This window comes from Rosenbergiella metrosideri (assembly GCF_022602565.1).
Taxonomy (GTDB): Bacteria; Pseudomonadota; Gammaproteobacteria; order Enterobacterales; family Enterobacteriaceae; genus Rosenbergiella; species Rosenbergiella metrosideri.
In genome coordinates this window covers 186555-213389 of sequence record NZ_JALBCV010000004.1, presented here as the reverse complement: position 1 = coordinate 213389, position 26835 = coordinate 186555, and the positions used below count along the sequence as shown (strand labels likewise).

The 26835-nt window shown below is 47.2% G+C and carries 22 protein-coding genes, 1 rRNA gene and 1 riboswitch; of the genes, 16 read left to right on the top strand and 7 right to left on the bottom strand.

The window, feature by feature from the left end; translation table 11 throughout:
- The 3 genes from rrf to MKR94_RS06645 all read left to right on the top strand — a co-directional run.
- Window positions 1-78, top strand: a 5S ribosomal RNA gene (rrf, locus tag MKR94_RS17160); the annotation flags it as partial.
- A gap of 166 nt (window positions 79-244) precedes the next feature.
- Window positions 245-1174 (top strand): homoserine O-acetyltransferase MetA, encoded by a 930-nt coding sequence (gene metA, locus MKR94_RS06650; RefSeq protein WP_241646219.1) that lies wholly within the window; start codon window positions 245-247, stop codon window positions 1172-1174.
- A gap of 88 nt (window positions 1175-1262) precedes the next feature.
- Entirely contained in the window at window positions 1263-2882 is a 1620-nt protein-coding gene (locus MKR94_RS06645; protein ID WP_241646218.1) for a Na/Pi cotransporter family protein, read from the top strand.
- A gap of 43 nt (window positions 2883-2925) precedes the next feature.
- Here the strand turns inward: MKR94_RS06645 and panS are convergent, their stop codons facing one another.
- Both panS and lysC read right to left on the bottom strand, forming a co-directional pair.
- Window positions 2926-3837: a ketopantoate/pantoate/pantothenate transporter PanS gene (gene panS, locus MKR94_RS06640; protein ID WP_241646217.1), complete on the bottom strand. Its 912-nt coding sequence runs from the start codon at window positions 3835-3837 to the stop codon at window positions 2926-2928.
- 11 nt (window positions 3838-3848) lie between these two features.
- Window positions 3849-5204, bottom strand: a complete 1356-nt coding sequence (lysC, locus tag MKR94_RS06635) for a lysine-sensitive aspartokinase 3 (protein ID WP_241646216.1) — start codon at window positions 5202-5204, stop codon at window positions 3849-3851.
- Window positions 5205-5282: 78 nt separating this feature from the next.
- Window positions 5283-5475, bottom strand: a riboswitch (Lysine riboswitch).
- 351 nt (window positions 5476-5826) lie between these two features.
- Between lysC and pgi the strand changes: the two genes are divergently transcribed.
- The 4 genes from pgi to ubiA all read left to right on the top strand — a co-directional run bounded on the left by pgi (window position 5827) and on the right by ubiA (window position 9536).
- The gene (pgi, locus tag MKR94_RS06630; protein ID WP_241646215.1) at window positions 5827-7473 is read left to right on the top strand and encodes a glucose-6-phosphate isomerase; all 1647 of its coding nucleotides are present in this window, start codon (window positions 5827-5829) and stop codon (window positions 7471-7473) included.
- A gap of 140 nt (window positions 7474-7613) precedes the next feature.
- Window positions 7614-8033 (top strand): phosphate-starvation-inducible protein PsiE, encoded by a 420-nt coding sequence (psiE, locus tag MKR94_RS06625; RefSeq protein ID WP_241646214.1) that lies wholly within the window; start codon window positions 7614-7616, stop codon window positions 8031-8033.
- Window positions 8034-8118: 85 nt separating this feature from the next.
- A complete protein-coding gene (gene ubiC, locus MKR94_RS06620) occupies window positions 8119-8682 on the top strand; it encodes a chorismate lyase (protein ID WP_241646213.1) in 564 nt (187 codons plus the stop codon).
- A complete protein-coding gene (ubiA, locus tag MKR94_RS06615; protein WP_338328011.1) occupies window positions 8655-9536 on the top strand; it encodes a 4-hydroxybenzoate octaprenyltransferase in 882 nt (293 codons plus the stop codon). The genes ubiC and ubiA overlap by 28 nt, the downstream gene beginning before the upstream one ends.
- 51 nt (window positions 9537-9587) lie before the next feature.
- Here ubiA and plsB read toward each other — a convergent pair whose 3' ends face one another.
- On the bottom strand, window positions 9588-12026 hold the full coding sequence (plsB, locus tag MKR94_RS06610; protein WP_241646212.1) for a glycerol-3-phosphate 1-O-acyltransferase PlsB: 2439 nt from the start codon (window positions 12024-12026) through the stop codon (window positions 9588-9590).
- A gap of 124 nt (window positions 12027-12150) precedes the next feature.
- Between plsB and MKR94_RS06605 the strand changes: the two genes are divergently transcribed.
- The 3 genes from MKR94_RS06605 (at window position 12151) to dinF (ending at window position 14576) form a co-directional block, all read left to right on the top strand.
- Complete coding sequence (locus MKR94_RS06605) at window positions 12151-12531, top strand: diacylglycerol kinase (protein ID WP_241646211.1); 381 nt, start codon at window positions 12151-12153, stop codon at window positions 12529-12531.
- 88 nt (window positions 12532-12619) lie between these two features.
- Complete coding sequence (lexA, locus tag MKR94_RS06600) at window positions 12620-13234, top strand: transcriptional repressor LexA (protein WP_048911306.1); 615 nt, start codon at window positions 12620-12622, stop codon at window positions 13232-13234.
- Window positions 13235-13244: 10 nt separating this feature from the next.
- Complete coding sequence (dinF, locus tag MKR94_RS06595; RefSeq protein ID WP_241646210.1) at window positions 13245-14576, top strand: MATE family efflux transporter DinF; 1332 nt, start codon at window positions 13245-13247, stop codon at window positions 14574-14576.
- A gap of 1 nt (window position 14577) precedes the next feature.
- Here the strand turns inward: dinF and zur are convergent, their stop codons facing one another.
- Window positions 14578-15105, bottom strand: a complete 528-nt coding sequence (gene zur / locus MKR94_RS06590; RefSeq protein WP_241646209.1) for a zinc uptake transcriptional repressor Zur — start codon at window positions 15103-15105, stop codon at window positions 14578-14580.
- A gap of 222 nt (window positions 15106-15327) precedes the next feature.
- On the opposite strand from zur, the gene MKR94_RS17155 reads away from it, so the two are divergent.
- Both MKR94_RS17155 and dusA read left to right on the top strand, forming a co-directional pair.
- Window positions 15328-15465, top strand: coding sequence for an ArsR/SmtB family transcription factor (locus MKR94_RS17155; protein WP_422047510.1), 138 nt, complete (start codon window positions 15328-15330; stop codon window positions 15463-15465).
- A gap of 326 nt (window positions 15466-15791) precedes the next feature.
- Window positions 15792-16832 (top strand): tRNA dihydrouridine(20/20a) synthase DusA, encoded by a 1041-nt coding sequence (gene dusA / locus MKR94_RS06585; protein ID WP_241646208.1) that lies wholly within the window; start codon window positions 15792-15794, stop codon window positions 16830-16832.
- Window positions 16833-16946: 114 nt separating this feature from the next.
- Here dusA and MKR94_RS06580 read toward each other — a convergent pair whose 3' ends face one another.
- Window positions 16947-17930, bottom strand: coding sequence for an NADPH:quinone reductase (locus MKR94_RS06580; RefSeq protein WP_241646207.1), 984 nt, complete (start codon window positions 17928-17930; stop codon window positions 16947-16949).
- A 105-nt stretch (window positions 17931-18035) separates the two neighbouring features.
- Here MKR94_RS06580 and dnaB point away from each other — a divergent pair, with 105 nt between their 5' ends.
- From dnaB to MKR94_RS06565, 3 genes are all read left to right on the top strand, one after another.
- Window positions 18036-19439 (top strand): replicative DNA helicase, encoded by a 1404-nt coding sequence (gene dnaB / locus MKR94_RS06575; protein ID WP_048911313.1) that lies wholly within the window; start codon window positions 18036-18038, stop codon window positions 19437-19439.
- A 128-nt stretch (window positions 19440-19567) separates the two neighbouring features.
- Window positions 19568-20752: an amino acid aminotransferase gene (locus MKR94_RS06570; protein WP_241646206.1), complete on the top strand. Its 1185-nt coding sequence runs from the start codon at window positions 19568-19570 to the stop codon at window positions 20750-20752.
- A 571-nt stretch (window positions 20753-21323) separates the two neighbouring features.
- On the top strand, window positions 21324-21746 hold the full coding sequence (locus MKR94_RS06565) for a secondary thiamine-phosphate synthase enzyme YjbQ (protein WP_241646205.1): 423 nt from the start codon (window positions 21324-21326) through the stop codon (window positions 21744-21746).
- A 38-nt stretch (window positions 21747-21784) separates the two neighbouring features.
- Here MKR94_RS06565 and MKR94_RS06560 read toward each other — a convergent pair whose 3' ends face one another.
- A complete protein-coding gene (locus tag MKR94_RS06560; RefSeq protein WP_241646204.1) occupies window positions 21785-22837 on the bottom strand; it encodes an NAD(P)-dependent alcohol dehydrogenase in 1053 nt (350 codons plus the stop codon).
- Window positions 22838-22890: 53 nt separating this feature from the next.
- On the bottom strand, window positions 22891-25719 hold the full coding sequence (gene uvrA / locus MKR94_RS06555; protein WP_241586875.1) for an excinuclease ABC subunit UvrA: 2829 nt from the start codon (window positions 25717-25719) through the stop codon (window positions 22891-22893).
- Between the two features lie 224 nt (window positions 25720-25943).
- On the opposite strand from uvrA, the gene MKR94_RS06550 reads away from it, so the two are divergent.
- A complete protein-coding gene (locus MKR94_RS06550; protein ID WP_099825125.1) occupies window positions 25944-26474 on the top strand; it encodes a single-stranded DNA-binding protein in 531 nt (176 codons plus the stop codon).
- The last annotated feature ends 361 nt before the right edge of the window (window positions 26475-26835 follow it).

Genomic DNA, 26835 nt, shown 5'->3' with positions numbered 1-26835 from the left:
GCCGAACTCAGAAGTGAAACGCCGTAGCGCCGATGGTAGTGTGGGGTCTCCCCATGCGAGAGTAGGGAACTGCCAGGATCCTTTTAAAAAAGGCCACCTATAAAGGTGGCCTTTTTGCTTTTCTCTTTTTGTTCTAAGCTAAGCTGAAATTATTTCACCTACCCCTCGCATTGCTCGACAGCCTTTCGCTGCCACGCTATATTGGCTATCTGGACGTCTAAATAGAGTTTGAGGATTAAAGGTTATGCCGATTAAAGTACCTGATGAGCTTCCTGCAGTGAATTTTTTGCGTAATGAAAACGTGTTCGTGATGACCGATACACGTGCGCATCTCCAAAATATTCGCCCATTGAAGGTACTGATCCTCAACCTCATGCCGAAAAAAATTGAGACTGAAAATCAGTTTTTACGGTTATTATCGAACTCTCCATTGCAACTCGATATCCAACTCCTCCGTATCGATAATAGAGAATCACGTAACACGCCCACAGAACACCTTAATACCTTTTATCGTAATTTCGACGATATTAAGGATGAGAACTATGATGGCCTCATCGTGACCGGGGCTCCATTAGGTTTAGTCGATTTTGACGATGTCGCCTATTGGCCACAGATCAGTGAGGTATTAAGTTGGGCGAAAAAACATGTGACATCAACACTTTGTGTATGTTGGGCGGTACAAGCGGCGTTAAATATTCTTTATGATGTGCCTAAACAAACATTGGAAGAGAAGATCTCTGGAGTGTATGAGCACCTGAACTTAGAGCCTCATGCCTTACTGACTCGCGGTTTTGATGAAACCTTTCTGGCTCCCCACTCTCGCTATGCTGCTTTCCCCATCGAGACGATTAAAACGTATACTGATTTAGATATCTTAGCGAGCTCTCAGCAAGCAGGGGCTTATCTTATGGCCTCTCGAGATAAAAGATTAGTATTAGTGACGGGGCATCCAGAATACGATGCGCATACATTGGCGGCAGAATTTATTCGCGATACAGAAGCGGGATTATCACCTATCTTACCCGATAATTATTTCCCCGATAATAATCCTGCGAATAAGCCGAAAGCGACATGGCGCAGTCATGGCCACCTACTTTTTGCTAACTGGCTCAATTATTATGTCTACCAAATCACGCCGTTCGACTTACGAGAGATGAATCCCACTCTAGATTAACAGGGCGAGTTGCGGCATCCCTGAGGTTGTTTGATCATAACTTTCGTCTACGCTTTTACGCATAATAGTAACGATAAAGCGGGATGAAATGCTTATATTACTTAATCTACTGGCCGCAATAGCCCTATTGGTATGGGGGACTCAGATAGTACGCTCCGGAATAATGCGTGTTTTTGGCGCAGATTTACGACGTGTGTTAAGCCGAAGCGTGGAGAAAAAGCCTTTCGCCTTCTTGGCAGGAATAGGAGTAACGGCACTGGTACAGAGCAGTAATGCGACCACGTTATTAGTGACTTCCTTTGTTGCTCAGAATCTTATGACGCTCACCCCGGCGCTCACGGTAATCTTGGGAGCTGATGTCGGTACTGCGTTGATGGCAAGGGTACTGACCTACGATCTCTCTTGGTTATCACCGTTATTTATTTTTATCGGCGTGATGCTTTTTATTAGCCGTAAGCAGACCCGGATCGGTCAGATAGGCCATACACTCATCGGTCTTGGCCTAATCCTCTTAGCGCTACAATTAATAGTCGAAGCTTCTCGCCCCATTACCCATGCTGCAGGCGTTCAGGTCTTATTCTCATCGTTGACCGGTGATATATTATTGGATGCCCTGGTTGGGGCATTCTTTGCGATGGTCAGTTACTCAAGCCTAGCGGCAGTCTTGATTACCGCCACGCTGACCGCGACAGATGTAATTGCGTTAAAAGTTGCCCTGTGCTTAGTGATTGGCGCGAATATAGGTAGTGGGATTCTTGCGTTATTGAATAGTGGTAAGGCGAGTGTCCAAAGTAAGCAAGTCGCGTTAGGAAGCTTACTCTTCAAGCTCATTGGTGCTGTAGTGGTATTACCGTTTATTGGTATTTTTGCCCATCATCTCGATAAATTGACGGTATCGAACGCTGATTTGGTGATCTTATTCCACGTATTTTACAACGTAGTACGCTGCCTACTGTTACTCCCCCTGACCGAGAAGATGGCGCGTCTGTGTGAGCGCTGGATCCCGGCGGCTACCAACGAAACAGAAAAATTCACCACAAGATATCTAGATCGTGCGGCACTTGATACTCCCTCCTTAGCGCTGGTCAATGCTGCCAGAGAAACTTTGCGTATGGGGGATATCATCGAAAAGATGATGATCTGCCTCAAGCGGGCTTTTCAGGGACATCAAGGCGAAGAGAAGGTGATAACCCGTTATGACGACCAAGTGGATGCCTTATATACCGGAATCAAACTCTATCTGGCGCAAATCCCTAGAGCAGAGCTTCAAGAACAAGAATCTGAACGCTGGGCTGAGATTTTTAATACGGCTGTTAATTTGGAACAAGCAGGGGATATTCTAGAGACGATGACGGTAGATATTGCAGCGAAATCACTGGCTAAGCAACGCCCCTTCTCTACGGAAGGCCTCGAAGAACTCGCAACGTTATACGATAATCTTCTGGAAAATCTACAGCTTAGTCTATCCGTCTTTATTGCTCGTGATCTGGATGCTGCACGGCGGTTACGACGTTCCAAGCACCGTTTTCGTCAGCTGACCCAGCGTTACTCTTTAACTCATGTTGAGCGATTATCGCTACAAAATAAGCAGAGCCTCGAAACCAGTTCACTACATTTAGGATTACTGGGAGAGATGAAAAGATTAAACTCCCTATTTTGCTCAGTGGCCTATGGGGTACTTAACCAGCGTGAGGCAGAAGAGGAATAAAAGACAGGCTCGACAGCAAAACGTTGTCGAGCCAAAGAAAGGTCTAAGACGTTTTCTTACCAGACCAATAACCGGACAACAACGACCCGGAAATATTATGCCAGACCGAGAAAAGTGCACCTGGTAATGCGGCCAAAGGCGAGAAATAGAGTTTACCTAAGGTTGCCGCGAGTCCTGAGTTTTGCATCCCCACCTCCAGAGCCAAAGTACGGCATACCGACTCATCAAAGCCAAAGAGCTTGCCTCCCCAATAGCCCGCCATTAAACCTATGGCGTTATGCAGTACTACCGCGACAATAACGGTTAACCCCACGCTTGAAATATACTGTTGGCTTCCCGCCACCACGGCTGCAATGATGAGTAAAATAGCGACCATCGAAAGTGTGGGTAAAAAGGACTCAATCCGCTCGACCAGCTTTTTACAGCTATGATGCACAATCAATCCTAAGCTGATGGGGATCAGTACGATCTTGACGATGCTCCACAACATACCGGCAATATCGACTTGAATATGAGTATCGACATACAACCTTGTCAATAACGGAGTTGCTACCACCCCAACGAGGGCTGAAACAGAAGAGATCGTCACGGATAAAGCGACATCTCCCTTAGCCAGATAAATCATCACATTCGACGCCGTACCACTCGCGACACTGCCGACCAATATCATTCCCGCCGCAAGATCGGCGGGCATATGCATGATTTTAGCCAAGCCATACGCGGCCGCTGGCATAACTAGGTAGTGTAGAAATGTCCCTGCCAATACCGGAGCAGGGCGATTCAGTACTCGACGGAAGTCGTCTAAACTTAAGGTTACTCCCATCCCGAACATTATCAGCATCAAAAGCTCACTGACCCAAGGCCCTATTGCTGTGAAGCCAGTCGGTCGCCAATAGGCGGCCGCTGATAATGCTACTGCCCATAACGGAAACAACCGTGTTACCTTGGCTAACATTACACTCTCCCTTATTCGAAGAGATGTCGGTGCAGGGTTTGTACCGCCGCTTCCGCATCCTTACTTGGCAGCAAGAAACAGAGGTTATGTTCACTCGCACCATAACAAATTAAACGCAGGTTAAAGGCGGATAACACCCCGAATACTTCCTTTCCTACCCCTGGAGATTGCGAGAGTTGATTTCCAATCAATGCCACTAAAGAGAGATCTTCTTCAACCTCGACGCGGCATAAGGCCGATAATTCAGTAAGTAGGGCTTGGGTTAATAACCCCCGTGCTTGGCCACTGGTATCGGTCGTATCCAAGGTCAAAGCGATACTGACTTCTGATGTGGTAATCAAATCAACCGAAATATGGTGGCGAGCCAGAACAGCAAAAACTTCCGCTAAGAAACCTCGTGCGTGCAGCATCTTTAGGCTATGAAGCGTCAATAGCGTTTGGCGTCGGCGCAGGGTTAAGGCTCTAAACAAAGGCTTTTCATTCGTTTCGGGGTAGACAAACGTACCGCCATCGTTTGGCGCTTTGCTTGAACCTACGAAGACTGGAATATTGTTGCGTACAGCAGGAAGTAGCGTCGCGGGGTGGAGAACTTTCGCGCCAAAGGTTGCCATCTCAGCGGCTTCCTCAAAAGAGATCTCGGCAATACGCTTAGCTGTGGGGACAACCCGTGGATCGGTAGAGAAAATCCCCGTCACGTCCGTCCAGATATCAATACGACTAGCATGTAGGGCTTCGCCGAGTAACGCGGCAGTATAGTCACTGCCTCCGCGACCTAGCGTAGTGGTGCGTCCTTTTTCCTCACTACCGATAAAGCCTTGGGTGATCACAAGATTATCATTTAAGAGCGGGGCCAAATATTGTGTTGCCAGCTCACCAACGCTCTTAAGCTCAGGTTCTGCACTGCCAAAACGATCACTGGTGCGCATAACTTTACGGACATCAAACCATTTGACGGCAACGTCACGCTCACGGATGAGTTCGGTGAACAACAGTGTCGACATCAGCTCACCATGGCTAACGAGTTCATCGGTAAGCGCTAAAGATGTCGCAAGTGAGGCTGCTTCGGATAACGTGGTGATACTTTCGAGGATGCGGTCAATTTCATCGCGGACAACATCGGCGCTACGGAGATTATTGACAATTGCATACTGAATACGACGGACTTCGTCGAGTAAAAAAGCCCGACGGGCGGTCTCTTGACCTGAGGCAAGTTCAACCAAAATATTGGTGATGCCGGCAGATGCCGAAAGAACAACAAGCTTAACGTCTGGACGACTGAGTACAATATCGGCACTGCGGGACATTGCTTCGAAATCAGCAACACTGGTACCACCGAATTTTGCCACAATAAATGTGGATTGGGACATGCTTAACACCCTCGATTCTAAAAAATAAATAAACAGATCATTTTTAAGTGAGGGGTGAAGATACAGTCTAACTGTTCTCTACTCAGAAGCCCCCCACCTAACGTCATTAACATCAACTGATGTATTGGTGACAACTCAAGGGATTCAGCCCCTGTAGCCGACAAATAAACAGCCCGTATGTTTATCGTCTCGGCGTCACTCCCCCTGATATGCCGTCAATGAATACGGATTCTCTGACATACTGCCTGGGTGACGCGCCTCTTCTGGTGCAACGATTGAACGCCGCCAAGTACAAATATCGTTTAATACCGGTGCTGTCAACGCTAAATCGTCTATCACAGAAATTAATTAGTAAAGTTTTAGTATGACTCGGTGACTCGGTATTATATTCACCACTAAATAGCACCTCCTAGCAAACCCCTTAAGGTTGGACGTTCTAGAGTAAGGGATAATCAAGAGGCATCCGAGTCGCAAGACTATGGTTATCTCCCCCATTTTCGTTCAAGATGGGAGCGGTTGCACCGGAGTGTTAAATTTCAACCCAAACATTGACGCGAAACTGGTTAACAGTGCGTAAAGTGTGTTTAAGTCGACAGATTATTAACTAACTAAGAGTGTTGTTATGAAAAATATTAACCCTACACAAACAGCAGCATGGAAAGCCTTAGAACAGCATTTTCAAACGATTAACCAAACAGATATTACCTCACTTTTTGCTGAAGACCCGCAACGTTTCACGCATTTCTCGACCACCTTTGAAGATAAAATTCTCGTCGACTACTCCAAAAACCGTATCACTCAAGAGACCTTAGATAAGCTTTTAAATCTGGCTGAAGAGTGTGATTTATCAGGTGCAATTAAGTCGATGTTTGCCGGTGAAAAAATTAACCGTACCGAAGACCGCGCTGTGCTACATATTGCGCTACGTAACCGTAGTAATTCGCCAATCATGGTAGACGGTAAAGACGTCATGCCAGAAGTGAACGCGGTACTGGAAAAAATGAAACATTTTTCAGCACGTATCATTAGTGGTGAATGGAAGGGGTACACCGGTAAAGCGATTACTGACGTGGTCAATATCGGTATCGGCGGATCTGACTTAGGCCCTTATATGGTCACCGAAGCGTTGAAACCGTATAAAAACCATCTCTCGATGCATTTCGTCTCCAACGTTGATGGCACACATATTGCGGAGACCTTAAAACCGCTAAATCCAGAAACCACCCTTTTCTTGGTCGCCTCTAAGACCTTTACCACGCAAGAGACCATGACTAACGCTCACAGTGCGCGTGATTGGTTCTTGGCGAAAGCCGGTGATGCGCAGCACGTTGCCAAACACTTTGCCGCGCTATCCACGAATAGCTCAGCGGTCAGTGAGTTCGGAATCGATACTGACAATATGTTTGAATTCTGGGACTGGGTAGGGGGGCGCTATTCGCTCTGGTCTGCGATTGGGCTGTCTATCGCGCTGTCGATTGGGTTTGATAATTTCGAGCAGCTATTATCCGGCGCTCATGCGATGGATAACTATTTCGCCCAAACACCCGCTGAGAAGAATTTACCTGTAACGCTGGCACTTATTGGTCTGTGGTATAACAATTTCTTTGGCGCAGAAACCGAAGCTATCCTACCTTACGACCAGTATCTGCACCGTTTTGCCGCCTATTTCCAACAAGGCAATATGGAATCGAACGGTAAATATGTTGACCGTGACGGTAACCCAGTGGACTACCAGACAGGCCCGATCATTTGGGGAGAGCCAGGCACCAATGGCCAACATGCTTTCTATCAATTGATCCACCAAGGGACCAAGATGATCCCCTGCGACTTTATTGCGCCGGCAGTCACGCATAACCCATTAAGCGATCATCACGACAAGTTGCTGTCTAACTTCTTCGCACAAACGGAAGCCTTAGCGTTTGGTAAATCGAAAGAAGCGGTAGAGAAAGAGTTCGCGGATGCAGGAAAATCTGCGCAAGACGTCGCACACATCGTCCCATTCAAAGTCTTCGAGGGGAACCGCCCGACCAACTCTATCTTATTGAAAGAGATCACGCCTTATAGCCTCGGTGCGCTGATTGCGATGTATGAGCACAAAATCTTCACTCAAGGCGCGATTCTCAATATCTTCACCTTTGATCAGTGGGGGGTTGAGCTAGGGAAACAGCTTGCGAACCGTATCCTGCCTGAATTGAAAGCTGAAGAGAAGATCTCGTCACATGATAGCTCCACCAATGGGCTAATCAACCAATATAAATCTTGGCGTTAAACTGAGATAGCAGTGGAGAAAAAGCGGTGATGGTGCCGCTTTTTTTTTTATTTCTAAGAAAAAACATCATTTATTGAGATATCTGTCACATTAAAGCATTATTATTTTGGCTCTCCTATTATAAAAAATGAGTAAAAATAATGAATGATCACGTTGTTACACCAAAAGTTCCGCGGGCGATTGCTAACTTCTTACAGTGGGTATTGAATATTGGCCTGATCGCTTTAGCCGCAATCTTAGCGGTCTTTTTAGGTAAAGAGACGATTAACTTGGTGGCTGTATTATTTCATCGGGGTGAGGAGCAATCGTCTTACCTATTGATTGAAGGGATCGTGATCTATTTCCTCTATTTCGAATTTATTGCCCTAATCATTAAATATTTCTTATCGGGCTATCATTTTCCCCTACGTTACTTCATCTATATCGGTATCACCGCGATTATTCGCCTCATTATCGTCGACCACAAAGACCCATTGGATACGCTGTTCTATTCTGCTGCGATTTTAGTGTTGGTGGTGACGCTTTGGTTAGCAAATAGCCGACGCCTTAAAAGAGAGTAGGGGACAGGTTCTGGTTATCTGCAGAAGATGGGTTCATACTCTGTTATGATGAGTGACATTTCCAAGAAGAATACGGAAGCGTTTCATGCAAGACCTCTCAGTACAGCGATTGCTGACCGATCAATTTCGCGCCCTCAATGAATCTGACTGTGCTCCAGATATTTATTCATGGCTGGTGGATGAAACATCAATGACGGCACGATTAGAAGCGTATTGTCAGAAACTAGAGGTTACTATCGTTAAAGAAGGATTCTTTTCTGAGCATGCGCTGACGCCTCAAGAGCATGCGTTAGTTGTAGGTCATCCGGAAAACACGCAATTTTGGTTGCGAGAAGTACAACTTCTAGCGGACGGAGAACCTTGGCTTGCGGGGAGAACGGTGATACCTGAAAGCAGCTTACAAGGTCCTGAGGCTTCGTTGATGGCATTAGGTACTCGACCCTTAGGACATTATTTATTTCAATCCTCGTCATTATGTCGAGATTTTTTATCGCCAGGCACGATGAGTGGATTGTGGGCAAGACGTTCCTTGTTACGCCTCGCAAATAAACCGTTATTATTGACCGAAATATTTTTACCTGCTTCACCACTTTACCCGCTATTGGCAAAAGGATCTTTACCGTGCATTCTGCAACCTCTTCAAAAATAAAAGCTTACCTGCAATTAATGCGGCTGGATAAGCCTATCGGTACACTTCTCCTACTCTGGCCAACATTTTGGGCTTTGTGGCTATCGGGAATGTCTTTTCCGCCACTTCAAGTACTGATTGTCTTTACCTTAGGGGTTATTTTCATGCGGGCGGCGGGTTGCGTGGTGAATGACTATGCCGATCGGAATATTGATGGGCATGTAGAAAGAACTAAGAATCGCCCGCTGGCGAGCGGGCGGGTAACGGCTAAGGAAGCAAAAGTTTTATTTATCGCCTTAGTGCTGTGTTCATTTTTACTTGTGCTGACCATGAATCGTATGACGATCTTGCTTTCAGTCGGTGGTGTGGCGCTGGCGGCAATCTATCCTTTTATGAAGCGCTATACTCATTTGCCACAAGTGGTGTTAGGTGCGGCATTTGGGTGGGCGATTCCGATGTCATGGGCAGCTGTAACGGAAACACTACCCGGTGTGTGTTGGTTACTGTTCTTCGCTAATATCTGTTGGACCGTAGCGTATGATACGCAATATGCAATGGTCGATCGGAATGATGATCTCAAGATTGGGGTGAAATCGACAGCCATTCTCTTTGGTAAGCATGATCGGACAATCATCGGATTATTACAGCTCAGTACTTTAGTACTGCTGGTTTTAGTCGGCCGGTCTTTGCACCTGAATAGCTTTTATTACGGTGGTTTAGTGGTCGCCGCGATACTGTTTGGGTGGCAGCAAAAGCTTATCTACTTTCGCGAGCGAGGGGGCTGCTTCCAAGCCTTCTTAAACAATAACTACGTTGGATTAGTAATCTTTGCTGGAATAATTTTAAATATTCTGCCGTTTATTAATTTGATGTAGAAAGAGTAATAAAGAAAAGGCGACCAGTAGGTCGCCTTTTTTGATCGCTTGTTAACTATTTTCAGGAAGAAGATTATCTGAATTTTCAATCGTCTGCCTAACATCTCGATTCATCAAGTTGAGGAGTAGGTTACGCATCACAATGGATTTATCGATATCCGCATCATCTCGGTCGCTGATATAGCCTTCATCACGTAACGTTAAGACCAAGCCAGTAAAGACTGCCTTATCGAAGAACTCAGGCGCATTAATTCCGTGTAAAACCGATAAGCGCTGGGCCAGTGTACGACTCTCTTTTTCGAGAGTACCACGGTTAATGGTCGGTTTCGCACTGAGGATTGTGAAGGTGATGGCGTAACGCTGTAGCGTTTCACGTACCCCTGCGGCGAGAAGCTGTAAAGTACGATATCTCTGTGTTGAGGTCGCGGCAATCACACCTTCAGATTCGGTAATCAACGATTGGCGACACAATTCTTCCAGTAAGCGCTTAATCTCTGGCTCAAGTTGTTCATCACTCCAATGTAAGAATAGCTCGCGTTTAAGCATTGGATAAATCATTCTAACTTGCTGCAGTAACTCTTCATAGGCCAACGACTTATGTTGCAGAACGATGCTTGCCAACAACGAAGGTAAGACCAGAAGGTGATGAATATTATTACGATAATAGGTCATCAGCACTGCTTGTTCGCGAGGCAATACAATGATTTCACCTAAGGTATCTTGCTCAATAGAGAACTTATTCATCTCAAGAGCGTGATCAAGCAGCTGCTGTGGGGTCATATCGGGCAGCGTCGATTCTGACGAATAAGGTACATTGCGTAAGAGATCGCTATAGCAGCTAAGCTGATCAAGTAACTGCTCACGAGTTAAAGAACGCTGACGAGAAGCCAATAATGCGGTTACGCAGAGGTTCATCGCATTTGCCGCGCCAGCGTTATTGATTCGGGTCATAACTTGTTCCGCGATATCGTTCACCGCTGGGGTCAACCACGTCGGGCGCTGCACTTCAATCGGATCAATATCATCACGCCAGTTTGGAACATGCTGATTAAGATAGGCATTAAGGGGTAAAGGTTCACCGAAGTTAACAAAACCTTCGCCGAGATTACGCAGTTTTCTTAACCCGCGGATCATCTGTAAGAATCCTTCTTTTTCCTTCGCTGCACCGCGTAATTCTTTGGCGTAAGTCGCGACCTCCATCACATGCTCATAGCCAATATAGATCGGCACTAAGGTGATAGGGCGATTGGTTCCGCGTAACATCGCTTGCAGGGTCATGGTTAGCGTACCGGTCTTAGGATCTAACAAACGACCCGTTCGAGAACGCCCGCCTTCAACAAAATATTCAACCGAATACCCGCGACTGAATAATTCACCGAGGTATTCGCGGAAGACTGTAGAATAGAGTTTGTTACCCTTAAAGGTCCGGCGAATGAAGAATGCGCCCAAATGACGGAAAATAGGACCGGCTGGCCAGAAGTTAAGGTTGATACCGGCTGCAATATGGGGCGGAACAAGGCCTTGGTGGTACAGCACGTAGGAGAGCAGTAAATAGTCCATATGACTACGGTGGCAAGGGACATAGACGAGTTCATGCCCATCTTGCGCAAGTTGGCGAATACGCTCGCCACCGTTTACGGTAATCCCTTTATATAAACGGCTCCATAACCAGCTCATCACTCGGTCAGTAATACGAATGGCTTCGTAGGTAAAGTCAGCCGCAATCTCTTCCATCATCTCGACTGCGTTCTTTTGCGCTTCGTCATGAGAGATTTTTTTAGTACGAGCTTCGTCCTCGACGGCTTTCGCAATCGCAGGCGATTGAAGCAGTTTGGTAAACAGTTGTTGGCGAGCAGGTAAACTCGGCCCTACCGCGGCAAGCCGTTGGCGCGAAAAATGGATATGGGCGACTCGTGCTAATTTTTGCGCGATTGATTTATCGGTGCCGTGTTCGTCAGCCATTTGGCGCATGGAGACTTTAGCTGAGAAGCGCACAAAGCTATCGCGGCCCAACCACAGTACTGCAAACAACTTTTGTACCCCGTTCAGTTCGCGTAAAGATGGGCCTGGCTCGCCATTAATCTCGCGGGCGGGCGCACGGCCAAACATCACTGAGACAGGCACTAACTGAATATCTAATGCAGGATTATTTTTATGCAGATCAAGATAGTCGTGAAAAATTTTTACCGACTCTTGATTAGGGGTAAATGAAGGGAAGACACGTGGGCCGTCATGCATAAAAACATAGCGTGGGAGTAGTACGCCGTCTATCTCGATAGGGACTAACGGATCGGGAAGATCATGCTTCAAGCATTGCGTTCGCAAGGCGAGCAAATCCGTTTTGGAATCGTAGGGGAAAACGTACATAATAGGACGCGTTGAGTCGAGACCCAATTCTGTGACTGGATCTCCAGGAATTACCCGACTTTTCACGATGAATGAAAGGGGTAAGTTTAATAATTTATAAAGTAAATCACGCCAACCTGACATAGTTGAATTCAAAGCCTCTTAAATGAGCAAAGCGCGGTCATCATAACAGAAACGTTTGCGAAGATCTGTCCAGTAAAAATGTAATATCGGGCTGTATCACAGCTCTTCATGGAGAAAAGAGTTAATGACTAACCAAGTTACCGGACTGCGTCGTATTATTAACGCAGCAGGTTATTCATGGAAAGGGTATAAAGCCGCTTGGCAGCACGAGGCGGCCTTTCGGCAAGAAGTCATTTTAGGAACCTTTGGGACAGTGATTGCACTGCTACTGCCGGTATCTATTCTTGCAAAACTGGTCCTTATCGGCTCAATGGTATTAGTGATTATTGTTGAACTATTAAACAGTGCGATTGAAGCAGTAGTGGACCGTTTCGGGGATGAGTGGCATACACTCTGCGGTCGCGCTAAGGACATGGGATCGGCGGCGGTATTACTCGCACTTCTCTTGTCATTAGCGGTCTGGATAGCCTTACTGGTTGAGAGTTGGCACTATTATTTCCACTAAACCCCAGCAATTTATCGGTGATGCCGGTTTCTATTTATAAAATACCTGTATATACTCACAGAGACTGTATAAACAACCAGGGGGTCGGATGAAAGCGTTAACAGCAAGGCAACAGCAGGTTTATGACCTGATTCGTGATCATATTAACCAGACTGGTATGCCTCCGACCCGAGCCGAGATCGCTTCGCAACTCGGTTTTCGTTCGCCTAACGCCGCTGAAGAACACTTGAAGGCCCTTGCCCGGAAAGGTGTGATTGAAATTGTCTCAGGAGCTTCGCGAGGCTTACGTTTATTGCTGGAAGAGCCAGAAGTCGAAGGCCTACCATTAATTGGTCGCGTTGCGGCGGGTGAGCCTATTCTGGCGCAAGAACATATTGAAAGCCACTACCATGTCGATCCGGCATTGTTCAAACCCAATGCTGATTTCTTATTGCGTGTAAGCGGAATGTCGATGAAAGATATCGGCATCATGGACGGTGATCTGCTTGCTGTTCATAAAACACAAGAAGTCCGTAATGGACAAGTTGTTGTTGCACGTATCGACGATGAAGTGACAGTGAAACGTTGGAAAAAAGAAGGTAGCACGGTCCACCTGCTTCCTGAAAACAGCGAGTTCAGCCCGATTGTTGTCGACACTCGTGAACAGAGTTTAATGGTCGAAGGGCTAGCAGTCGGGATTATTCGTAATGGTGAGTGGTTATAGGTAATAGTTGATGTTAACAGGATTCACGGCAACAGATAAAAAACTGTGGCAACTCGCGGTGCCGATGATCCTGTCTAATATCTCAGTCCCACTGCTGGGACTGGTCGATACGATGGTCATCGGGCATTTAAGTAGTGAAATCTACTTAGCCGGGGTGGCGATTGGCAGTAGCGCGACCAGTTTCGTCTTCATGTTATTTCTTTTTTTGAGAATGGGTACGACAGGAATGACGGCCCAAGCTTGGGGAGAGAAGAGTCAGCAGAAAATAGTGCAGGCTTTTTTCCAGCCGATGATTTTGGCCTTAGGCGTAGGCACTCTCTTTGCGCTATTCCATCAACCGATCACTGAGCTCATACTGAGTGTAATGGGCACGCAGCACGCAGCCCATCAGCAAGCCTCACTCTTTCTTTCAATCCGCTGGCTCAGTGCCCCAGCCACCCTAGCCAATATGGTCATCTTGGGGTGGTTGTTAGGCGTACAATATGCAAAAGCGCCGTTAATTCTGCTGATTGGGGGAAACACAGTCAATATTGTGTTGGAGTTACTCTTCGTGTTGCATTGGCACTATGCAGTGAGTGGCGCTGCTTGGGCGACTGTTATCGCAGAGTATGCTAGCTTAGGGTTAGGCCTTTATTTAGTCTGGCGGGCTTCACAACAGCGTAATTTATCCTTTATCCCCAAGCTGTCTCATTTACGTCAGGGATTGGCTCGGCTCTTCCGCCTTAATCGCGATATTTTGTTACGTTCACTATTACTCCAGCTCTGTCTGATCAGCTTCACTATTATTGGCGCGCGATTAGGGACCACTATTGTCGCCGTTAATGCCATCCTGTTGATGTTTTTAACCTTCACGTCCTATGCGTTGGATGGTTTTGCTTATGCTGTCGAATCTGTTGCTGGCGAAGCTTTCGGTGAGCGAAATGCTGATTCCTTAAAGGCAATATGGCATTCAGCCTGTAAGCAAGCCATTGCCGTGGCTCTGCTATTTAGCGGTGTTTATGCGTGCTGCGGCCAATATATCGTACAGCTTCTCACCTCGATTCCCGCTTTACAGCAAGGGGCTAACCATTACCTCGTTTGGCAGGCGATTTGTCCGCTAGTGGGGGTGGGGTGTTACCTGCTTGATGGCCTATTTGTTGGCGCTACGCGTGGTCGAGAAATGCGGAATAGTATGCTGATCGCAGCAATAGGCTTTGCACTAACCTTATTATCCGTACCCTTGATCGGTAATCATGGCCTCTGGCTGGCATTAATGGTGTTTTTAGCCTTGCGTGGAATTACGCTAGGTTATGCATGGCGTCAACACCAGCGACAAAATAGCTGGTTTGATCTGAGTCGCTAGGTTAGGCGCGTCCAGCTTTACGCTTAGGCTCAACCACATTCTGGTGGTCATGATGACAATGTTCTGGGTCTTCACAGTGTAGGATGGCGCTACACTGCTGGCATAATCCGTGGGCTTCAATAATGCTATGACGAAGCGTAAAGCCAGCCTCAGTCGATTGCTCGGTAATCCATTTCTCAACGCCTTCCGCAGGTTTCTCCGTTACCGAAGCGCACTGATCGCAAACGAGTAACATTGAGGTGTGAGAAGGGTGGTCGAAATGCGGGCAGACCACATAACTATTGTTAGACTCAACGCGGTGAATAAAGGCCTGTTCCAGCAAAAAGTCTAAGGCTCTGTAAACGGTGGGCGGCTTCGCTTGAGGTTCACTTATGCGTAATTTATCCAGAAGATCGTAAGCGCTGATCGCGTGCGGATGTTCAATCATCAAACGCAATACTTCTGCGCGCTGTGCAGTGAGCCGAACACCACGCTGAATACACAGTTTCTCAGCCTCAGCGATTATCTTTTTGGCAGAACATGGCTGCATAAAAAACGCCTCAATCGTTAAATTCATTGCTTAGATTCTAACACATATCTTCGCTGAAGCGCAGAACATGCCTTCTACTCAAGCCCCGAGCTAACAAGTTAATATATATCAACTTATTGTAGGGTAAGTTGTGGCGGCGTATAGCGATAAGCGTAAATCGAGAGGAGGGTCACCTATTATGCATGACCTAAGTGATGAATTTCAGCACGCTAATGAAGCGCAATTTTTTTAAAATCAATTAGCAATCCCAGCCGTTTATTCATCCTCTGCGCGTTAATGAAAACGCCGGGGGTGACTAATAGCGAAATCGCTATCCTATGTGGAATGAGCGTCTCGTCGACATCTCAATACTTAGTGTAAATGATCGATATCGGGATTCTTGAAAGAAAAAAAATGGGTAAAGAAGCCCACTATTCCATTAAAGATGAACGCGTAATCGAAGTATTAACTATCCTCAAAAAAATATTTTAGGCCTGCGGGTTAGCCCTCCTGTAGTGCGGGGGGGGGGGTTATTATCGTGACTCACGGCAGAGATGCCCTGCGCGACGTGCTTAGGATGAAGTCCTCGTCGCAATGAATTTTGTGATATAGTGATGCGGTTTCTATAGACCTGTAACGCGCCTCATCAAGCATCGGCATTGCTGGGGAAAATAACCCGTAATACGATGATTTTAAAAGACTAAAAAATGTTAGATAAAAACCGCCCGCAAGAGTTAACGTCACCTCACAGCCAAGTGTCCTTTCCCAGTAATCGTTTTTCCGTTGCCCCAATGCTCGATTGGACGGACCGCCACTGTCGCTATTTTTTAAGACAGCTGACACAACACACATTGTTGTACACCGAAATGGTGACTACTGGTGCGATTATTCATGGTAAAGGCGATTATCTAGCATACAGTGAAGAGGAGCATCCTGTTTGCCTGCAGCTTGGCGGAAGTGACCCACATGACCTTGCCCACGCAGCGCGTCTTGCTGAGGCCCGAGGTTATGATGAAATTAACCTCAATGTGGGTTGCCCCTCTGACCGAGTACAAAATGGTCGCTTTGGTGCTTGTTTAATGGCCGATGCCGCATTGGTGGCTGACGCTATCAAAGCGATGAAAGATGCCGTTTCCATTCCCGTGACGGTCAAGACGCGTATCGGTATTGATGAGCAGGACAGCTACGCCTTTCTCTGTGAGTTTATTAATACCGTGGCAGAGCGAGGTCAATGCGATACATTTATCATCCATGCTCGTAAGGCTTGGTTATCGGGATTGAGCCCGAAGCAAAATCGGGAAATACCGCCGTTAGATTATCCACGGGTCTACCAGCTAAAGCAGGATTTTCCGCAACTCACGCTGGCGATAAATGGTGGCATTAAAACGATCGACGAGGCAAAAGAACATCTTACCCATCTCGATGGCGTGATGATTGGTCGCGAAGCCTATCAAAACCCTGGTATGTTAGTGGAGATTGACCGTCAACTGTTTGGCGCGACGACGCCGAGTGTTGATTGCGTGGCTGCGGTGGAGGCCATGTACCCCTATATTGAAAAAGAGTTAGCGCAGGGGACTTACTTAGGGCATATCACTCGCCATATGTTGGGACTGTTTCAAGGAATTCCTGGATCGCGTCAATGGCGACGTCATCTTAGCGAGAACGCGCATAAAGCGGGTGCTGATGTTACCGTACTTGAACAGGCTTTGGCTAAAGTCGCACAGCAATACCGAGAAAGTGTGAGTTAAGTTAAGTTTTTCTTAACTTAATTCTGTAATGATACGGGTAAGCGCTTAAGTATTCATGTGCCCTCTGTCCCTACATTTTTACCTAAAAATCGCCTCCCATTTGGGAGGCTTTTTTTATGGGATCAACAAGCATGCCCCTGTGGTCGTGCGACTCTCTAATGCACGATGCGCGCGTTCTGCATCACGCAATGCAAATTGTTGGCTGGTCGCTACACTTACCTCAATTTTCCCTTCGCTAATTAGGGTAAACAGGGCGGTGCTAGCCTGATCAAGTTGCTCAGGAGTGGTGAGATAGCCATTAAGAGAAGGCCGGGTGACAAATAACGATCCTTTCTGATTAAGTATTGCCAAATCGACACCGGTGACGGGGCCAGATGCATTACCGAAACTGACCAATAGCCCGCGGGGGTGCAAGCAGTCCAACGATGCCTGCCATGTTGCTTTTCCTACCGAGTCGTAGACTACGGGCACTTTCTGCCCTGCAGTTAATTCACTGACACGCTTTACAATATCTTCGTGCGAGGTATCGATGGTCGCCCAGGCGCCTGCCTCACGTGCCCGTTGGGCTTTACTTTCTGAACTCACGACGCCAATCAGCTGAGCACCTAAGGCTTTCGCCCACTGGCAGGCGATCAGGCCTACGCCTCCAGCTGCGGCATGGAAGAGAAGCGTTTCACCGGCTTGCACCTTATGCGTCATATGGAATAGATAATAGACCGTTAACCCTTTTAAAAACGAGGCGGCGGCACTTTGGTAACTTATCGACTCTGGTAGGATCACCGCTTTTGACTGATCGACATGATGATATTCACTATAGGCCCCCAAGCCAGACTGACAGTAGACGACACGGTCTCCGACCTGAAACCGTGTTACTCGACTCCCCACGGCAACCACCTCACCGGCTGCCTCAGTACCTAATCCCGAAGGAAACTGACTCACCGGGTAAAGGCCACTGCGCACGTAGGTATCAATATAATTGAGGCCGATGGCGTGGTGGCGAATGATAATGTCGTTCTCTGCCGGTTGGCCGATATCATGGGTCGCCCAGCGCATCACTTCTGGCCCACCATGCTGGTGGAATTCAATACGATTTGCCATAGATTCTCCATAAGGATAGGGGAGTCTTCTACAAGACTTGGGGCGACAATCAGCGTGAAAACCGTATAATGGGCTCGCCCCTTACTGACGACTGGTATCAATACTATGGCAGGAAATAAACCCTCTAACAAACCGGCTCCTCAAGATAAACAGCTTGAGGGGATAAAAATGCCGCCACACTCCGTGGAGGCTGAACAGTCGGTCTTAGGCGGGCTGATGCTCGATAACGAGCGCTGGGACAATGTTTCAGAACGCGTTGTCGCGGAAGATTTCTATAGCCGTCCCCATCGTCTTATCTTCTCTGAGATGCATCGGCTATTGGAGCAAGGGCAACCAATTGATCTGATCACACTGTCGGAATCCCTTGAGCTGCGTGGCGAGTTAGAACTGTCCGGTGGATTTGCTTACTTAGCCGAACTGGCCAAAAATACCCCTAGTGCCGCGAATATCGGTGCGTATGCCGACATTGTCCGCGAACGTGCAGTGGTGCGTGAGATGATCTCAGTAGCCAACGAGATCGCCGATGCAGGGTTTGATCCTCAGGGGCGTTCTAGCGAAGATCTTCTGGATCTCGCCGAGTCGAGCGTATTTAAGATCGCCGAAAAACGGGCAAATAAGAACGAAGGTCCGCAAAATATCGAGCAAATTCTTGAAGCGACGATCAATCGTATCGAAGCCTTGGTATCGACGCCTCATGATGGTGTTACCGGGGTTGATACGGGTTATCAAGATCTGAATAAGAAAACCGCCGGGTTACAGGGATCGGATCTGATTATCGTCGCGGCTCGTCCATCGATGGGTAAAACCACTTTCGCCATGAACCTCTGTGAAAATGCGGCAATGCTACAAGACAAGCCGGTACTCATCTTCAGTTTAGAGATGCCCAGCGAACAGCTGATGATGCGTATGCTGGCTTCCTTATCACGTGTCGATCAGACCAAGATTAGGACCGGGCAACTTGATGACGAAGATTGGGCGCGCATCTCCGCAACGATGGGGATTCTGTTAGAGAAAAAGAACATCTTTATTGATGATGCTTCTGGTCTTACCCCGACGGAAGTACGTTCACGTGCAAGAAGAATCTATCGTGAGAATAATGGCTTAAGCATGATCATGATCGATTACCTTCAGTTGATGCGAGTGCCTGCGCTGACCGAAAACCGGACCTTAGAGATTGCTGAGATCTCACGATCCTTGAAAGCCTTAGCGAAAGAGCTGAATGTGCCAGTGGTCGCCTTATCACAGCTTAACCGCTCATTGGAGCAGCGCGCAGATAAACGGCCAGTCAACTCAGATTTGCGTGAGTCAGGATCGATTGAGCAGGATGCCGACTTGATCATGTTTATCTATCGTGACGAGGTGTATCACGAAAACAGTGATCTTAAAGGCATCGCGGAAATTATTATCGGTAAACAGCGTAATGGTCCTATCGGTACGGTGCGACTGACCTTTAATGGGCAATGGTCACGTTTTGATAATTATGCTGGTCCGGATTACGACGAAGAATAGCGATGGTAGTGACCTAAAGTCTACTTTTGCGAGATTACATCTTCTTTCTTGATGCAATTGATAATAAGGTAGGGTAACGCTAACTACGGCGCTTATCGTATTTCAGCCCCCTGATGGAGATTTCTACTGTGTTTCAGAATGTTGATGCTTACGCTGGCGATCCAATCTTGTCGCTAATGGAAAAATTCAAACAAGACCCGCGTGACGAAAAAGTTAACCTAAGTATTGGTCTGTACTATACCGAAGAAGGTATTATCCCGCAGCTTAACGCCGTTGCCGAGGCTGAGACGCGTTTACAATCATCCATTAATGAAGCATCGGTTTATCTACCGATGGAAGGGCTGGCGAACTATCGTAAAGCCGTAGGCCAACTGCTGTTTGGGGCGCAGGCCGATACCGCAAATATTGCGACGATTCAAACGTTAGGCGGCTCTGGAGCATTGAAAGTCGGTGCCGATTTCCTAAAACGTTATTTCCCAGAATCTGAGGTATGGGTGAGTGATCCTACTTGGGAGAACCATATTGCCATATTCAATGGTGCAGGATTCCCGGTACATACTTATCCTTGGTACGATGCTGCCACGCAAGGCGTAAATTTTAGCGGTTTCATCGACAAGCTAAAAAGCTTGCCAGAACAGAGCATTGTCTTACTCCATCCATGCTGTCATAACCCTACCGGTGCAGACCTAACGGATGCACAATGGGATGAAACCCTTGCTTTACTTAAAGCGCGTAAGCTGATTCCTTTTATGGATATCGCCTATCAAGGCTTTGGCGCAGGTCTTGAAGCGGATTGCTACGCGATCCGTCAAGCGGCGCAACAGGGGTTACCGGTTATTGTCAGTAACTCATTCTCGAAAATTTTCTCGCTGTATGGCGAGCGTGTGGGGGGCTTGTCTGTTGCCTGTGATAGCAGCGAAGAAGCTGATCGCGTGTTAGGGCAACTCAAAGCGGCGGTACGTCGTAACTACTCTAGCCCACCCGCGTTTGGGGCGAAAGTTGTCGCCACGATCCTGACCGATGCGCCATTATTCGCAGATTGGAAAGCAGAACTCGACGCAATGCGCCTGCGGATTTTAGCGATGCGTGAAGCCTTAGTTAGCGCCTTACAGCAGAAAATTCCTGGCAAAGATTTCAGTTTCTTAACCCGTCAACGCGGTATGTTCAGTTATACCGGTTTGAGCCCAGAACAAGTCGTTCGCTTACGTGAAGAGTTTGGTGTTTATCTTATCGGAAGTGGAAGAATGTGTATGGCAGGGTTGAACCAGAAAAATATTGAAAAAGTCGCTTCAGCTATGGCCGCAGTGATGTAATAAGCAGGGCGCCTAAGGCGCCCTTTTTTATGGGGGTTATTGAGCAGAGACGTCGAGTCGTACTAGGCTGTCAGGACCTTTAGCCGAATAGTCCTTATTTAATTCTTGTTTCACTGTCACTCGCGCCGTTTAATGTGCTGCTATCTTGCCCGGTCACAGTAAGTGTCTGTGTCGGGGTCTCTGCCGCAAAGGCCATACCCGTAGTAAGTGCTAACCAACAGCTATATTCAGCAATAAGAGGGCTGAGGGCCTGTTCCCTGATGTGATAAATTGCGATGTCATGTGTGTTACCTAATTATAATGGGCAGTTAACCCTTTCTGCTGTGTTCTCTCGCTCAATAGATAAACGATGGCGAATCCTAGTGATAATTATTTTCATTATCAATACTTACAATACGTTCAATTGATTGTGTTTACAGATATAAATGCTAAGCCATTAACGGGGTGAGTTATTTTTTTCATTAGCTGAAAAATCGTTGAGCTGATTTGTCATTTCATCAATTCAGCATCTGATAGCACAAGGAGTTCGAGAGATTGCTACACTGAAGGGAAAGCTATAAAGGAGAGCGCTATGTGGGTTCAAAAAACGATCCAGTTAAAAGAAAAAAAACGTGGATTCCATCTTATCACTGACGAGATCTTGTCGGCTATTCCAGAGATCGCCAGTATCAAGGTAGGACAATTACAGTTATTGCTTCAGCATACCTCGGCATCGTTAACGCTAAATGAAAACTGTGACCAGACAGTGCGGGCCGATATGGAGCAGCATTTTCTGCGTACTGTACCGGATAATGGGGCGTATCAACATGATTACGAGGGGGTAGACGACATGCCTGCTCACATAAAATCGTCGATTATCGGGGTATCATTAGTCTTACCCCTATCGCAGGGCAAAGTGATGCTCGGGACATGGCAAGGGATCTGGTTAGGAGAGCATCGATTCCACGGCGGTGGCCGTAGCATTATCGCCACGATTCAAGGCGAGTCGAGATAAGAGTACCGTTCCCTGTGACGGGAACGGTAAGTGATCACTTACTTTCTTAACGAGTTGTTATCAATGACAAAACGGTATTTTACGTCGCTTTTTAGCATACGCTCGTAGGCATCATTGATTTGATCGATATTAATTAACTCAATATCTGCGGTGATATTGTGTTCGCCGCAGAAATCGAGCATCTCTTGGGTTTCCGCGATACTGCCGATAAGTGAGCCACCGACGGTCCGGCGCTTAAAGACTAACTCGGCGACGCTCGGTGCAGGATGGTCGTGTTCTGGAACCCCGACTAAGGCTAAGTGTCCATCACGTTTCAGTAAACGAATAAATTGCGTTAGGTCGTGTTGAGCCGCAACGGTATTGAGGATTAGATCGAAGCTATTGACTTGGGCTTCCATCTGCTCTGCATCTTTAGAGATAACCACTTCGTCAGCCCCTAAGCGCTTTCCATCTTCAATTTTCGAGGCGGAAGTGGTGAATAACACCACCTTGGCGCCCATCGCATGAGCGAGTTTAACGCCCATATGGCCCAGTCCGCCTAACCCGACAATACCGACTTTCTGCCCTGGACCAACTTTCCAATGGCGTAGAGGGGAGTAGGTGGTGACCCCGGCACAAAGTAGTGGGGCAACCCCGGCAGGATCGAGGTTCTCAGGGACTTTTAGTACAAAGTCTTGGTCGACCACAATATCGGTTGCATAGCCGCCATAAGTAATGGCTTCTGAGTGACGGTCTTTGCTGTTGTAAGTGGCCACGAAACCATTTTCGCAGTAGTTTTCCTCGCCTTCTTCACAGCTTGAACAGGTACGGCAGGAGTCGACCATACAACCCACGCCGACTAAATCACCCTTTTTGAATTTATTTGCTGACGGACCCGCCTCAACAATACGTCCAACGATTTCATGACCGGGGACGATAGGGTATTGCGTACCTTTCCACTCGTTACGTGCCATATGTAGATCAGAGTGACAAACGCCGCAGTATAAAATCTCAATTTTGACGTCGTTATCGCGCACGTCCCTAGATGAATAATCAAATGGGGCTAGGGGGGATTTTTCATCCTGTGCTGCATAAGCATGAATCTCTGCCATGATAACTCCTCATAGTGAAATAGAAATTGCCCAGAATTTCTGGGCATATCGTTTTACTGATTTAGTAGGGGTTTAAGGAAGCGAGCAGTGTGCGACTTCTCACATTCCGCGACAGTCTCTGGAGAGCCAGCAATCAGAATCTCGCCACCACCACTTCCGCCCTCTGGCCCCAGATCGACAATCCAATCTGCCGTTTTAACCACGTCCAGATTATGTTCGATAACAACAATGGTATTACCTTGGTCGCGTAACTGATGTAATACCACCAGTAGTTGTTGTATATCCGCAAAATGTAGACCCGTTGTCGGCTCATCGAGGATATATAGCGTCTGACCCGTGCCGCGTTTGGACAGTTCACGAGAGAGTTTGACCCGCTGGGCCTCCCCTCCCGAGAGGGTCGTTGCCGATTGACCTAAGCGGATATAGGAGAGGCCTACGCTGATCAAGGTTTGCAGCTTTCGCGCTAGCGCAGGAACCGCCTCGAAAAAGTCTTTTGCCTCCTCGATGGTCATCTCCAGCACTTCGTGAATATTCTTCCCTTTATATTTGATCTCTAGGGTCTCACGGTTGTAGCGCTTGCCTTGACACTGATCGCAGGGAACATAGACATCGGGAAGAAAGTGCATCTCAACTTTAATCACGCCATCACCCTGACAAGCTTCACAGCGGCCACCTTTCACGTTGAAACTAAAGCGACCGGGTGTATAGCCTCGCGAACGGGCTTCAGGTACACCGGCAAATAGCTCCCGTACTGGCGTAAAGATGCCGGTATAGGTTGCTGGGTTGGAACGCGGAGTACGTCCAATAGGGCTTTGGTCGATATCAATGACTTTATCGAAATGTTCGAGACCATTGACCTCATGGTAAGGAGCCGGTTCAGCAATCGTCGCGCCATTCAATTGGCGTTGCGCGATAGGAAACAGAGTATCGTTGATTAAGGTTGATTTACCGGAACCGGATACCCCCGTCACACACGTAAACAGTCCTACCGGTAGCGAAAGCGTAACATTTTTTAAATTATTACCGCGCGCGCCAGCAATCCGCAGCATTTTCTCTGGATCGGCTTTAACGCGTTCTTTCGGCACTTCGATAGCTTTTTTGCCGCTAAGGTATTGGCCAGTTAGGGAATCTTCGTTGGCCATAATTTGGTCAACATTCCCTTCAGCGACCACCGAACCCCCGTGCACACCGGCGCCTGGGCCAATGTCGATCACATGGTCTGCGGCACGAATCGCATCTTCATCATGCTCGACCACTATCACGGTATTACCGAGATCACGCAGATGAATCAAGGTATTGAGTAGGCGCTCATTATCGCGCTGATGCAGTCCAATTGAAGGTTCATCGAGCACATACATTACCCCGACAAGCCCTGCACCGATTTGACTGGCGAGACGAATACGTTGTGCTTCCCCCCCTGACAGGGTTTCGGCCGAACGCGATAAGGAGAGATAATTCAGCCCGACATTGACTAGAAAGCCGAGCCGCTCGCGAATCTCTTTCAATATTTTTTCCGCGATTTGCGCTTTCTGGCCGCTTAGCGCGAGTTGTTCGAAAAAGTCACTGGCATGGCCAATACTCATCTCCGAAATCTCTGGCAGCGTATTTTCAGCCACAAATACGTTACGCGCCTCTTCCCGCAAACGCGTACCATGGCAGCTACTGCAGGCGCAGTTACTGATAAATTTCGCTAATTCTTCGCGTACCGCGTTGGACTCGGTCTCTTTATAACGACGTTCCATATTATGGAGTACCCCTTCGAAGGGGTGGCGCCGAACAGAGGTATCGCCTCGGTCATTGACATATTTAAATTCAATATTGGTTTTCCCCGAACCATAAAGGATGACCTTCTGCGTGTCAGCACTTAAGGATTCAAAGGGCGCTTCAATATCAAACTTGTAATGTTCGCTGAGCGAACGCAGCATCTGATAATAATAGAAATTACGACGATCCCAGCCACGGATAGCGCCGTTTGCTAAGGAGATTTCGCGATTTTGGATGACTCGCTCGGGGTCAAAATATTGTTGTACACCAAGCCCATCACAGGTTTGGCAAGCTCCGGCGGGGTTGTTGAACGAGAACAGGCGTGGCTCAAGCTCTCGCATACTATAACCGCATAGTGGACAGGCAAAATTGGCCGAGAACAGCAACTCTTCTGCTTTGTCATCATCCATATCGGCGACCACCGCTGTGCCCCCTGATAAGGCCAGAGTGGTTTCGAAAGATTCAGCTAGGCGAGTGCCAATATCGTCACGGACCTTGAAGCGATCCACCACGACTTCGATGCTGTGTTTTTTCTGTAGCTCAAGCTTTGGCGGATCGGACAGATCACAGACCTCGCCATCAATACGTGCGCGAATATACCCTTGTGCCGCAAGGCTCTCGAGGGTTTTAACATGCTCACCCTTACGATCTTTCACGATAGGAGCAAGTAGCATTAACCGCTGCCCTTCCGGTTGTTTTAACACCTGATCAACCATCTGGCTGACAGTTTGCGCCGCCAGTGGTTGGTGGTGAGTAGGGCAGCGTGGTTCACCGACTCGCGCAAACAATAATCGCAAGTAGTCGTGAATTTCGGTAATAGTCCCTACCGTCGAGCGTGGGTTATGCGAGGTCGATTTCTGCTCGATTGAGATAGCCGGTGAAAGCCCCTCAATATGATCGACATCCGGTTTTTCCATCAACGAAAGAAACTGTCGCGCATAAGCCGATAATGATTCGACATAACGTCGCTGCCCTTCGGCGTAAAGGGTATCAAAGGCCAGCGAGGATTTACCTGATCCAGAAAGACCAGTGACGACCACTAGCTTGTCACGGGGGATGGTGAGGTTGATGTTTTTTAAATTATGGGTTCGTGCACCCCGTACTTCGATCTTATCCATTCACATTTCCCAATTTGATTGCCTATACGCTGAGATGACATCGCTCTGCATCGATTTCAAGCAGACTCTATAGTATGGCACAAAAAATAACCTGAATAAATATCCAGTACTTTATGCAAAAAGGATTGCCTTTGTGCGGTTGCTCTAAACTACCCAACTTAAGCCGTGACGTGCTATCATCCGTTAGATAGTATCTGTGTAATTTTTCATCAGGAGAGAGTGCAATGGCCAGTCGCGGCGTAAACAAAGTGATTCTTGTCGGTAATTTGGGTCAAGATCCAGAAGTCCGGTATATGCCAAATGGAGGAGCTGTGACAAACATTACACTGGCAACCTCTGAAAGCTGGCGTGATAAGCAAACCGGTGAAAATAAAGAGATTACTGAATGGCACCGTGTCGTACTGTTCGGTAAGTTAGCAGAAGTTGCTGGCGAATATTTGCGTAAAGGCTCTCAGGTTTATATCGAAGGCCAACTGCGCACGCGTAAATGGCAAGACCAAGGTGGCCAAGATCGTTACACCACAGAAGTGGTTGTTAACGTTGGCGGTACCATGCAGATGCTTGGTGGCCGTCAAGGCAACAACGCCCCTCAAGGCGGTGGTGCACCAAACAATAATAACGGTTGGGGTCAGCCACAACAGCCGCAATCCTCCGGTGCACAATTTAGTGGTGGCGGGCAAGCGCCACAATCTCCTAAAGCGCCTGCAGGCGGTAATGAGCCACCAATGGATTTTGATGACGATATCCCGTTCTAAAATCTTTTTCTGGTTGACCAATAAGCCCTCGTTTCGATGAGGGTTTTTTTTGGGAGGGGTTTGGGACTACGCTGATATTATTTAGTTTTTGAATTAATTCTTCGAAAATTAATTATCAAACATAATAATTACATTGAGCAAAAAAATATTTATCACCGTAATTTCAGTCTAATTTTATTTATATAACGGTAATTCAATTAGATTATTCGTTTATATTAACTCCGAATAAAATATTTCCTATTGAGAACAGTTAATAGCTATGCCACTCTATTCATTGGTATTAAAATAATTACTAAAGAATGAGGGTTGAATACGTGAGAGAATGCTAATTCTCTGATTAATAAGATCGTAATAGAGTACT